Source organism: Maribacter aquimarinus (genome assembly GCF_047345505.1).
Classification (GTDB): domain Bacteria; phylum Bacteroidota; class Bacteroidia; order Flavobacteriales; family Flavobacteriaceae; genus Maribacter.
In genome coordinates this window covers 163,574-175,926 of record NZ_JBLFEO010000008.1, presented here as the reverse complement: position 1 = coordinate 175,926, position 12,353 = coordinate 163,574, and the positions used below count along the sequence as shown (strand labels likewise).

9 protein-coding genes are annotated in these 12,353 nt (G+C 54.4%); 5 read left to right on the top strand and 4 right to left on the bottom strand.

Annotated features, from left to right (window positions below; genetic code table 11):
• The first annotated feature begins 158 nt into the window (after positions 1-158).
• The 5 genes from ACKWCC_RS08175 (at position 159) to ACKWCC_RS08155 (ending at position 8,969) form a co-directional block, all read left to right on the top strand.
• On the top strand, positions 159-518 hold the full coding sequence (locus tag ACKWCC_RS08175; protein ID WP_413995431.1) for a hypothetical protein: 360 nt from the start codon (positions 159-161) through the stop codon (positions 516-518).
• A gap of 267 nt (positions 519-785) precedes the next feature.
• Positions 786-1,217, top strand: a complete 432-nt coding sequence (locus tag ACKWCC_RS08170) for a PH domain-containing protein (protein WP_413995430.1) — start codon at positions 786-788, stop codon at positions 1,215-1,217.
• A 141-nt stretch (positions 1,218-1,358) separates the two neighbouring features.
• Entirely contained in the window at positions 1,359-1,676 is a 318-nt protein-coding gene (locus tag ACKWCC_RS08165; RefSeq protein WP_413995429.1) for a cupin domain-containing protein, read from the top strand.
• A gap of 50 nt (positions 1,677-1,726) precedes the next feature.
• Positions 1,727-2,512, top strand: coding sequence for an SDR family oxidoreductase (locus tag ACKWCC_RS08160; protein ID WP_413995428.1), 786 nt, complete (start codon positions 1,727-1,729; stop codon positions 2,510-2,512).
• Positions 2,513-2,888: 376 nt separating this feature from the next.
• Complete coding sequence (locus ACKWCC_RS08155) at positions 2,889-8,969, top strand: alpha-2-macroglobulin family protein (RefSeq protein WP_413995427.1); 6,081 nt, start codon at positions 2,889-2,891, stop codon at positions 8,967-8,969.
• A gap of 256 nt (positions 8,970-9,225) precedes the next feature.
• On the opposite strand, the gene ACKWCC_RS08150 is transcribed toward ACKWCC_RS08155, so the two are convergent.
• The 4 genes from ACKWCC_RS08150 to ACKWCC_RS08135 form a co-directional block, all read right to left on the bottom strand.
• Entirely contained in the window at positions 9,226-9,786 is a 561-nt protein-coding gene (locus tag ACKWCC_RS08150) for a DUF4136 domain-containing protein (RefSeq protein ID WP_413995426.1), read from the bottom strand.
• Between the two features lie 60 nt (positions 9,787-9,846).
• Positions 9,847-10,851, bottom strand: coding sequence for a GTPase ObgE (obgE, locus tag ACKWCC_RS08145; protein ID WP_413995425.1), 1,005 nt, complete (start codon positions 10,849-10,851; stop codon positions 9,847-9,849).
• An 87-nt stretch (positions 10,852-10,938) separates the two neighbouring features.
• Positions 10,939-11,079, bottom strand: coding sequence for a hypothetical protein (locus ACKWCC_RS08140; RefSeq protein ID WP_413995424.1), 141 nt, complete (start codon positions 11,077-11,079; stop codon positions 10,939-10,941).
• Positions 11,080-11,178: 99 nt separating this feature from the next.
• A complete protein-coding gene (locus ACKWCC_RS08135; protein ID WP_413995423.1) occupies positions 11,179-12,285 on the bottom strand; it encodes an adenylate kinase in 1,107 nt (368 codons plus the stop codon).
• Between the last annotated feature and the right edge of the window lie 68 nt (positions 12,286-12,353).

Here is a 12,353-nt window from a genome sequence, read left to right as displayed (position 1 = left end):
CTCGTACTGCCGGATCATCCCGATGATCTGGCTCTCTGTAAACTTGCTTTTTTTCATTGTCCCAAAATTTAAAGTTACTCATTTTCCCATTTTAGAGCACTCCGGATTTTGGGGTAGCTTTCAATGCCATTCAATACTTAGGAACATGTTAAAAAAAAATGACCTTTACAGCGTTTCTCATCACCGTGCTGCTTTTGCTGGGCCAATGTTCTGCCGATGACGGTGATACACTCCAAATAACATGGGGCATTTGGATTTCATCCGACAAGACGGATACGTTGCATTTTGCATCACCAAACAACTTTTACAAATCCAACGGACTTATGCAAAAAGACAACTTTGATTACCAGCTGTTGCCCAATGACTCCATCCAGATCGGTTATAGAGGAAAACAGTTTGTTCATGTTGTACCCACCACCCATAAGTATGCCCTGAACAATGGGGTGCTGAAAATAGATTTTACCAACCGATCCTGCTATGGCTTTGACGATAGGGTCATGACCTACATCAAAGAATAAGCCCCCGCCCCCACCAGAACACCGCCGGTGTGCCCCCCATCTGCGGCACAAATGGGGCAGCAAGGCCCTTGTGGCCGCCTTTTAAGGCTCCAGCGCTTGCGCCGGCAGCACAATTCGCCTATTTTTAGCGGACAGTATCATAAAGGACCCCGTGCGGATAAGCCGGAAAACAAGGAATTTACCTCGGAGCAAGCCCGAGGCATTGATAAGAAACTGTATTTTAGTTTCGAGCTAAGCCTCGGAGCATAAAACCCTAAGGCGGTGCCAATGAAATTCCACAGTAGAAAAGACCTCCTGTTCAGTGTGCTCGTTCTCGGACTGAATGCCTTTCTGATCGCAATTACAGGGGTTGGCCTCTTGAACGGAGAAATGGACAACAACGAATATTGGGCCTTGATACCCATGGCCTTGGTCGTGGGGCTGCTCTTTTGGCTGTATTTTGGCACCAGCTATGAACTGACCAAAGAAAACGGACTGGTGTACAGAAGTGGCCCGTTTCACGGAAAAATAAGGGTTTCCCGGATAACGGAGGTCATAAAGGGGAAAACGCTTTGGGTGGGATTTAGACCGGCGACTTCCACAAAAGGGCTGATCGTAAAGTACGACCGATACAATGAAATCTACATAAGCCCAAAAACAAACGAATCGTTCATTGAAAAGCTGTTGGAACTGAACGATAGCATCAAGGTCACGGATTAAAATGCCCAGCGGCAAAGATGGACAACCGCGGTTACGGCGTCCGGTATTCTTCCGGCCCCACCGTTTTCCATTTGGTTTTTATTTGCTAGCTTTCGTCCCTGACCACACAAGCCATTTTGCTAACACCTAAAATCTAGCTATATGGGTTTTTACCTCAGTACCCTCCCCTCCAAGGAAATTATGCCCGGCTACCACGGGAAATTGGTGCACACCGAGACCATGACCCTCGTTTGTTGGGAAGTGGAACAGGGTGCCGTGGTTCCGGAACACCACCACCCGCACGAACAGATCATGCACGTAATGGAGGGCGAGTTTGAGTTTACCCTGAACGGCATCACCCAAGTGTACCGCCAAGGGGCCGTTGTTCCCATAGCCGCCCATCTGCCGCACAGCGGCAAGGCCCTTACGCCCTGTAGGCTAATGGATGTGTTCAGTCCGCCAAGAACGGAGTACCAATAAAAATCAAGATGGTGCCGCCCCAAGGCGGCGCCCCCTAAAAAGCGATCACTATGCACATTTCCCTAAAGAACAAAACGGCCCTGGTGGGCGGTAGCACCGGCGGCATTGGCAAGGGCATTGCCCTGCAATTGGCGGCAAGCGGTGCCAGCGTGACCCTGATGGCACGCGACCAAAACAAGCTCCAGACCGTGCTTGCACAACTGCCCAGGGAAAAGGGACAGGAACACGGATACCTGGTGGTGGACTTTGACGATCATGCCGATTTTAAAAGGCGCATTGCCCATTTTTTTGAGACGCACCGGGTATCCATCTTGGTGAACAACACCCAGGGCCCCGCGGCCGGCAACACCTTGGAAAAAGGGACGCAACATTATCAGGAGGCGTTTGACCTGCTTTTTAAAAATGTGGTGCTCACCACGGAACTGGCCTTGCAACAGATGCAAAAAGACCGTTGGGGACGCATTATCAACGTGGCCTCGGTCTCCGTGAAGGAGCCCCTCTCCTACCTGGCCCTTTCCAATACCATCAGGGCCGCCGTGGTCACCTGGGCCAAGAGCCTGGCCACCGATGTGGGCCCCTACGGCATCACGGTAAACAGTATTTTAACCGGCTATTTTGATACCGATCGCATCGCGCAGCTCAACGCGGCCAAAGCCAAACAAATGAAGGTCCCGGAAGAGGCGGTACAGAGGGAGATGGAGGCCAAGGTGCCCTTGGGCCGTATGGGCCAACCTGGGGAATATGGCTATCTGGCGGCCTTCCTGGCATCTGACCAGGCCGCCTACCTCACCGGAACCCAGATCCCCCTGGATGGCGGCTTGTTGCGCAGTCTGTAATGGCCCGCTCAGGGGCCTTGGGCCACCTCCTTATCAAGAGGCTTTCTTCCCGGCGGACCAAGAGGCCACCTGGGCCCGGAACAATGCCCCTTGACCCCCACCCGCTTCCCAGATGATAGCGGATTTGCGATTGGGGCAAAACCATTTGCACGGCCATTGCGCGGAAGTCCGCGCAGCCACTGGTGTTGCCCGCATCTGCGGCCGCAACGGAATTTTCAATGCCGCATCTGGGAGGGGGCACCCGTACCCCACAAAAACCCAAAAGTGGGCCTTGCCCATATTTTTCATTGTTTACAGGGGTTTTTGGCCAGATCTTTGTAAGTATCTTTATAAACCCCGGCACACCCCGTGCTGCCGGCACCCAATACCGCCCACAATGAAATATGTTATCTGCTTGATGCCACTGCTCCTCTTTACCCATTTTGCCCATTCCCAAGGCCCCGACGATGGCTTTGCCCGCCTATGGGCCCAAGTGGAATCATTGGAGAAAGACGCCTTGACGCAATCTGCCCTAAAGGTGGTGAATGAAATCTCCGCCAAGGCCAAAAGGGAAAAGAACGACCCCCAGATCGTGAAATCCCTCCTCTACCGCTCCAAGTACGCCCTTGTTTTGGAAGAGGACGCCCAGTTGAGCATTGTGGGTGAGTTCAAGGCCGAATTGGAAAAGGCCCCCTTCCCCACCCAAAACATCCTGCACAGCTACCTGGCCCAAATGTATTGGCAGTTTTTCCAGATGAACCGCTACCGCTTTTACGATCGCACCAAGACCGCGGCCAAAGTGGATGCCCAAGATTTCCGCACTTGGGACCTGACCACCCTTTTCAATGAGACCAACCACCATTTCAGTGCCTCACTGGACCGGGGCAAGGCCCTGCAAAGCATATCGGTCTCCGAATTTGCGGCCGTGCTCCATCAACAGAAAAACTCGGAAAAATACCGGCCCACCCTTTACGATCTGCTGGCCCACACGGCACTTGCCTTTTACACCTCCGGGGAAACCGCCATTACCCGCCCGGCCGACCAGTTTGTCCTGGACCGGCCCAATTTGCTCTCCGAAGCCCTGCCCTTTTCCCAACTCAACCTGGAAACTTATGACAAGACCTCCCTACAGGCCCGGGCCCTGCAACTGTACCGAGACCTGGTGGGCTTTCACTTGCGGCGCGGAGATCCGGACGCCCTGGCCGAAGTGGACCTGCAAAGGCTGGGGTACATACACCAGCACGCCGTGTTCCCAGAAAAGGACCTTCGCTACCTTGAAGTGCTCCAAAACACCGCGACCGCTTTGGCAGATGCCCCAACGGCCGCCCGCTACCACCATGCCATTGCGGCCCTGTACCAAGAATGGGGAAACACCTATGATGCCCAAGCAAACACGGAACACCAATGGAAACTGAAAGAGGCGGTAACGCTTTGCGAGAAGGTTTTGGAACGCTTTCCCAACACCAAGGGCGCACAGGCCTGCCAAGCGCTAAAAGGACAGATAATGCGATCTAACCTTCAACTGAGGACGGAAGAACACGTTCCCGTGAACCAGTTGGGCCGTCTTTGGGTGGGCTACAGGAACCTGGGTGCACTTGATCTTTCCGCCAGGCGCGTGACCCCAAAACAATGGGCCGCCATTCAGCGCGAGTATGATCGCCCAAAACAGCTGGAGCTCATAAAACTCCTGCCCGTGGCCCGGGAATGGACGGCTTCTTTGAAGAACGAGGGCGATCACCAAGAGCACAGTACGGAAATTATACTGCCTCCCTTGCCCAACGGACAGTACCTGCTGTTGGCCACACCAAAAAACAAGGAAGGGCTGCACTTTGCCTTTGCCCAAATACAGGCCACGGACATGGCCGTGGTGGAAACCGGGCTGCCAGACCGCCATATCTTTCAGGTGGTGAACAGAAAAAATGGGGCGCCCATGGCCGGGACAACCCTTGAAATGGACTACCAAGTCCGGTATGAAAAGACCAGAAGACAAAACGTCCTGACCACTGACAGCAAGGGGATGGCCACTATTTCCCTTACTAAAGACCATCTGAGAGATCTGCAGTTGACGGTGAAACAGGGCAATCGGCAGGCCCGTTTCGGCCCATTTCAAATAAGCACTTACCGCGGGGCCGGCAGTTTTGACCATGACCACAGGGCCTTCCTCTTCACGGACCGCAGCATCTACCGCCCGGGACAGCCCATCTACTTCAAAGGCATTGTCCTAAAACGGGAAAAAAACCGTTCCCACGTTTTGGAAAACACCAAGGTCACCCTGGTGCTGTACAACCCCAACAACGAGGAGGTGGGCAAAAAAGAGCTGACCACCAATGATTTTGGTTCGGTTTCGGGGGAATTCATACTGCCCCAGAACACGCTCACCGGTAACTTCCGTTTGGAGCTGGTGGCCCAGTCGCCCGGAATCAAGGCCAGCTCCTTTATATCGGTGGAGGAGTACAAAAGGCCCAAGTTCGAGACCCATTTTGATCCCGTTACCGGGGCCTACAAGGTACATGACAGCATTGTGGTCAAGGGCAGGGCCACCGCCTACGCGGGAAGCCAGATAACGGATGCCAAAGTGGCCTACAGGGTAAAGAGGACGGTACATTTTCCCAGATGGTACCGTAGTTATCCTCCCATGTATTCCAACCCTCCACAGGAAATAGCCTTTGGGGAAACCCGCACCGATGCGGCCGGGAACTACGAGGTGCCGTTCGTGGCCCTTCCCGTGGTGGGGGTAGAAGCGAAAGACCTGCCCATCTTCTCCTATGCGATCACGGCCGAGGTCACCGACATCAACGGGGAAACCCGTACCGCCAACACCACCGTCCGGGTGGGCTACCACACCCTGAGCGCCTCCATTATGGTGCCGCACCAGCTGCGGGCAGCGGAAAAGGACCCTACTTTGGTGATAAGTACCACCAACCTCAACGGCGTGGCCGTGGCGGCCCAGGGCACGGTATCCATATACAAGCTCCTGCCACCAGATCGGGCACTGCGGCCAAGGCCTTGGAAGGCTCCGGACCACCCCGGCTTCCCCAAGGAGGAATTCCAGGAGCGATATCCCCACGATGCCCATACCAATGAAGACGACCCCGCGTTTTGGCCCAAGGGCAAAAAGGTATGGGAAATGGACTTTGATACCGGGAAGGCCACGGAACTGGTCTTGGGAAAGACAGAAAAATGGCCCCTGGGCAGATACGTGGCGGAACTGCAGAGCACGGATGCCTTTGGACAGTCCGTAAAGGACGTGGCCCATTTCACCTTGTTCTCCAATAGTGCCAAAACCCTGGCAGACAACCAATTGTTCCACATCACCAAAGACAAGGAAGAATATGCACCGGGAGACCGGGCCACCCTTACGGTCATGGGCAATGTAAAAGACCTTAACGTAACCTTGATGGTGGAGCGGAAAGGGGATGTGGTGAGGGAGGAAATCCTTCAAGTGGGCCCGGACAGCAGGACCCTCACCGTGCCGGTGACCGAAGCGGACCTGGGCGGTTTTGTGGTACACTACAGTTTTTCGGCCTACAACTCAGGTCACGCGGGGAGCCTGTACGTTCCCGTGCCCTACCCGGAGCGCAGCCTGCAACTGGAGACCTTGACCTTTAGGGACAAACTGAAACCCGGGCAGGAAGAGACCTGGTCTTTTTCGGTGAAGGGGGATGAAGGTGAAAAAGTGACGGCCGAACTGCTGGCGGGCATGTACGACGCCTCCCTGGATGCCTTCCGGCCCCACGGCTGGGGCTGGCAACCCATATACCGGCCGCAATATTACAGCTACATCAGGAGCGACCTTCGCAGGAGTTTTGGGGTAGATGCCTTTACCGTGTACCTGGACCGGCAAAAATGGTACGCCATGCCCCAACAATCTTTTGATGCCTTCCAGTGGTTTGGCCTGGATTTTGGTGCGGCAAGGCCCTACGGAGACGCCCTGCTCTCGCGCAACATGGCGCAGCGCAAGGCAAGGTGGGAGACGCCCATGGCAATGGAGTCCATGGCCGTGGATGACATGGTTGTCATGGAAGCCGGGATGGCGGACGCTGAACGGGATGCGGACGCAGTGGGCCGGGTACCAGAACCCCCGGAAATGCAGGATGATTCCGGCAGCGTGCCGCCCGTGGCCATTCGTAAAAATTTACGGGAAAGCGCTTTTTTCTTCCCCAGCCTAAGTACCGATGCGGAGGGCAAGGTGTCTTTTTCCTTTACCGCCCCCGAAGCCCTGACCCAATGGAAACTGCAAGTGTTGGCCCACACCAAAGACCTGCGCCACGCCCATATGGCCAAAACGGCCGTGACCCAGAAAGAGCTCATGGTGCTGCCCAATCTGCCCCGTTTTTTAAGGGAGGGCGATACGCTGGTGGTGAGCACCAAGATCGCCAACCTTACGGAAAGCCAACTCTCGGGAACGGCATATATTGAAATCACGGATGGCTCAAGCGGGAAAACGATCACGGAAAGCCTACTGCGCCCCACGTCCAAGGATACGGGGCCACAAATGCCCTTCACCGTGGATGCGCTGGGAAATGCCCAAGTATCCTGGCGGTTACACGTGCCAGAGTCGCTTCAGGCGGCACAGCTCAAGATCGTGGCCCAGGCGGGAAACTTCAGCGATGGGGAACAACAGTTCCTGCCCGTTTTGGGCAACCGCACCCTGGTCACGGAGACCCTTCCGTTATGGGTGCGCGGCGGGGAGACCAGAAACTTTGTGCTGGACAAACTTGCCAACACCTCCTCCAGCACCTTGAAGCACCATCAGCTCACCCTGGAGATCACCAGCAATCCCGCATGGTACGCCGTGCTGGCCCTGCCCTATTTAATGGAATACCCGTACGATTGTTCGGAACAGGTCTTTGCGCGCTATTACGCCAATAGCCTGGCGGGGCACATTGCCAATGGCAACCCCAGGATACGGGAGGTCTTTGAGCAATGGCGCAACAGTGATGCCCTCTTGGGCCATCTGGAAAAAAACCAGGAACTAAAGACCTTGCTCATACAGGAGACCCCATGGCTCCGCGATGCGCAGAGCGAGACCGAACAGCGAAAGCGCATTGCCCTGTTGTTCGACCTGAACACCTTGCAACAGGGGCAGCGCAGTGCCCTGAACAAACTAAAACAGGCACAATTGCCCTCGGGGGCTTGGCCCTGGTTCAAGGGAGGCCCCGAAAACAGGTACATAACCCAGCACATCATGGCAGGGCTGGGCCACCTTAAGAAACTGGGTGCCTTCCCCAAAACCGGGGACAGGGAGACCGAGCAGCTGATCAATGCCGCCCTTGCCTATCTGGACAATGCCTTTGTGGAGGAGTACGAAAGGTTAAAGCGCCGCAAGGCAGACCTCAGCAAAGACCACTTAAATGCCCTACAGGTGCAGTACCTCTATCTGCGGAGTTTTTACCCCGTCCGCACTACCTCAAAGAAAGTAGACATGGCCAAGGCCCATTACCTGGAGCAGGCCAAAACCCATTGGGCCAAGAAAAGCCTGCTCACCAAGGCCATGCTGGCCCTTGTCCTGTACCGGAACGGGGATGGCACCACGGCTACGAAAATATTGAGAGGCCTGGAAGAGAACAGCATCAACTCGCCGGAAATGGGCATGTACTGGAAGGCCAATGCCGCTTCCTGGCAATGGCACAGGGCACCGGTGGAGACCCAGGCCCTGATCATTGAGGCGTTTTCCGAGATAAGGCCCCAAGACACCAAAACCGTGGATGCCCTAAAGGTCTGGCTGCTAAAAAACAAACAGACCCAGCAATGGAGCACCACCAAGGCCACCACCGAGGCCATTTATGCCCTTTTGATGCAGGGCAGTGATTGGCTGTCCGTACAGGAAGACCTGCACGTAAAAGTGGGCGGCAAGCCGCTATCTGCAGCAAGAATGAAGGACGTTAAGGTCCAAGCGGGAACAGGATACTACAAAACGGCCTGGAAGACCGCGGAAGTGAGCCCACAATTGGCCCAAGTGGAGCTGTCCAAAGAGGGCAAGGGAGTGGCCTGGGGCGCCCTGTACTGGCAGTATTTTGAGGATTTGGACAAGATCACATCCGCAGAGACTCCCTTAAAATTAAGGAAAAAGCTGTTTTTAAAGAAGAACACGCCCACCGGGGAGGAACTTTTGGAGATCACCGAGCGCACCCCATTACAAGTGGGCGACCGGGTAACGGTGCGGATCGAACTGCGCGCGGACCGCCCCATGGACTTTGTGCACATGAAGGACATGCGCGGTGCCGGGATGGAGCCCCTGAACGTACTTTCCCAATACAAATGGCAGGACGGCCTGGGCTATTACGAGGCCACCAAAGATGCGGCCACCCATTTCTTTTTCGATTACCTTCCCAAAGGGGTGTTTGTCTTTGAATATGACCTACGGGCCAACAATGCGGGAAGCTACAGCAATGGCATTACCCACATACAGAGCATGTACGCCCCGGAGTTCAGCAGTCATTCCAATGGAACAAGGGTTACGGTAAAGGAGCGGTAGTGCGGCAACTGTGGGCGCGCCCTCCTTTTCCAGAAGGAGCGGCTTGCCTTTTTTGCGAAGACCAATGCCCACTTTGGGGGCCATGGGGCCACACCTTATACCAGTTCTCGTTTAAAATGCAGCCATAGAAATGGAATTATTTTTTTGGCCTGAGAAAAAGAAAAATCAGGTATGGCCGAGCTACGGCTTATTTTTATGTTGAAGTAGGGCGTAAAAAGAAACCATTTATCGGCTTATTTTCAATTGGGAAATGGTATTATTCCTGGGCGGCCTGTTTTCGCTCCCGTTTGCCTATTTTGGGAGGATATTTGGAAAGTGCCTTGGCTACCAGCTGTTCCATCTTTTTCTCCTTTTTTTCAGGGGTGATGCGCTCCCGGATGGGGCCGTTGGCGGTGGCCTTCCAAATGAGATAGTCGCGTTTGGCATCGACCAGGTTAAAGAGTATGGTTCTCCTCAAGGAAGTGCCGTTCACGGGCAGCCCCAAGGACACCCCGCCGCCCATGGCCCCTCCGGTGCCACCAACATCCATGCCCAGGCCGCCCATGGAGTTGGACTCGTACACATAGGTATCGCTCGTGATGTCTATCATCAGATCGGGGTCTTCGGAAAACTTAAAGCCCTTTCGCTGCAGTTCCCGCTCCAGGACACGGAAAAGCCGTTTTTCGTCCAGGGGCGCAAGGCCGGTGTTCATGCCCTGAAAAAAACCGTAGGTGGCGTAGTTTGTATAGTCCACCCCCGGATCGTAATCATAGGTGATGTTGGTGCTACTGCAAGCGCCCAGGAGAACCAAAAGGAAGGTCAGTGCCAGGTATTTCATACAATGTATTTATTTTAAAAATAACCAAAATTTGGTTAAACCCTGGTTCCCAAACCCACTTTAAGCCTTATTTAGCATTCCCCAAAGGGTGTCCTTTAGACGCGCAATGTTCATCTGGGCCACTGATGAAATGAACATAAAGGGCAAGCCTTTCAGTTGGGTGTTCAGCTCGGCCTCCATTTCGTCCATCAGCTCCTGATCCAGCATATCGCTCTTGGAGACCACCAGCAGCCGCTCTTTGTCCAACAGTTCCGGATTGTAGCGTTTTAGCTCGTTCAGCAAGATGTGGTACTCCTTGGCGATGTCCTTACTGTCTGCCGGCACCAAAAAGAGCAGGGTGGCATTTCGCTCTATGTGGCGCAAAAAGTAATGCCCCAGGCCCTTGCCCTCTGCCGCACCCTCAATGATGCCGGGAATGTCGGCCATGACAAAACTCTGGAAATCGCGGTGCTCCACGATCCCCAGGTTGGGCTTTAGGGTGGTAAACTCATAATCGGCGATCTTGGGCTTGGCCGAGGTAATGACGGAGAGCAGGGTAGATTTGCCCGCGTTGGGAAACCCCACCAGCCCCACGTCTGCCAGCACCTTGAGCTCCAGCGTCACCTGGTTTTCCTGGCCCGGTATCCCGGGCTGCGCGTAGCGTGGCGTTTGGTTCGTGGCCGATTTAAAGTGCCAGTTGCCACGGCCACCAAGGCCACCGGCCACCAGTACCTGCTCCTCTCCGTGCTCGGTGATCTCAAACAGCACCTCATTGGTCTCCGTGTTCCGCACCACGGTGCCCAAGGGCACCTCCATGTACACGTCCTCGCCGTCTGCACCGGTACTGCGGTTCTTTGATCCGTGGCCGCCGTGGCCCGCCCTAAAGTGCTTCTTGAACTTGTAGTGCACCAGGGTCCAAAGGTTTTGGTTGCCCCTGACAATGACATGGCCGCCACGACCGCCGTCACCACCATCGGGTCCGCCCTTGGTAATGAACTTTTCACGGTGCAGGTGCACGGAACCCTTGCCGCCGTTACCGGATTGCACGTGGACTTTCACATAATCTACAAAATTTCCTTCGGTCATGGGTGTGTGTTTATTGGAATGGCGTGGTGCCCGGAAAGAGGGCAGTGCAGGTCACAAGGGCAAGGGCAAGGGCATTGGCCTTGGGCCCTATCCCAGGGAATCATCAAAATAAAAAATATAAATGGCGTAACCCGCCGCGCTCAACACAAAGAGCAGCACGGCAAAACAGCCCGTGTACACGCAGCCCTTGATGCCGTCCTTTGTCCCTATGACCTCTTCCCTTGCCATATCCCTGTCTCAATGCCCGTGAACGGGCCGTTTCCCAATGTAAAAACAGATGGCGCATGAAAGGGTGGTTCGGTGCCGGCCCAGTAAAGCCCTTGGCCATCAAAGCGCATCGACCACCTTGGTCAAGCGTTCGGTAATCTCGGCAATGCTGCCAATGCCGTTTACGCTGTGAAATTTGTTCTGCTCTTGGTAATACGCCTTTACGGGCGCGGTCTTTTCGTTGTATTCCCCAAAGCGGTGCCGGATCTTGTCCACGTCCTGATCGTCCGTTCTGCCGCTGGTCTTGCCCCGTTCCAGCAAACGCGCTATCAGGGCCTCGTCATTGGCCTCCAGGGCAATGGTGGCATTGACCTGCATGTCCTTGGATTCCAGAAGATTGTCCAGCGCCTGGGCCTGGGCCGCGGTTCGGGGAAAACCATCGAAGATAAAACCGTCCGCCTCCGGATGCTTGCCCACCTCGTCTTCCAGCATTTTTATGGTAACGCTGTCCGGAACCAGGGCGCCCTTGTCCATGTAAGATTTTGCCAGGGTGCCCAACTCGGTACCGTTTTTAATGTTGTAGCGAAAGACATCCCCGGTGGAAATATGCTGTAGGTTGTACTTTTCCTTTAAAAAACTGGCTTGGGTTCCTTTGCCCGCACCGGGCTTCCCAAAAAGTACAATGTTGATCATATGTTTTTTGTTTAGTTGATATACTTCCCTTAGGTTCCGACCCTGTTCCTTATAATCCAGGCCATAGCCCACAATGAACCGATCGGGGATCTCCATGCCAAAATAATCAATGGTGTATTCCCCGTTGTAGATCTCGGATTTATAAAAGAGGCTGGCGATCTTGAACTCCTTTACGTTGGTGTCAGAAAACAGGTGCACCAGCTCCTTGAGCGTGCGGCCCGTATCAATGATGTCCTCTAGAATAATGACACTGCGGCCCTCAATGTTGTCCGGCACGTCCAAAAGGGTCTCCACAATACCGGTGGAGGTGAGCCCACGGTACGAACTGAGTTTTACAAAAGAAACCTCACAGGGATGCGGATAGGCCTTTAAAAAATCGGACACAAACATAAAGGAACCATTGAGCACCCCAACAAAAATGGGGACTTGGCCCTTATAGTCGGCCGCAATACGGGTGGCCAGATCGGCCACGGTCCGCTGTATTTCGGCCTCGCCCAGATAGGGTTCAAAATATTTGTCGTGCAGCTTTATCAATTGCCTTTTTTCTTAAAGCCTACAAAGATAGGGTTTTGCCCCGTGTTTTTGGAACAACGGCCAACAGG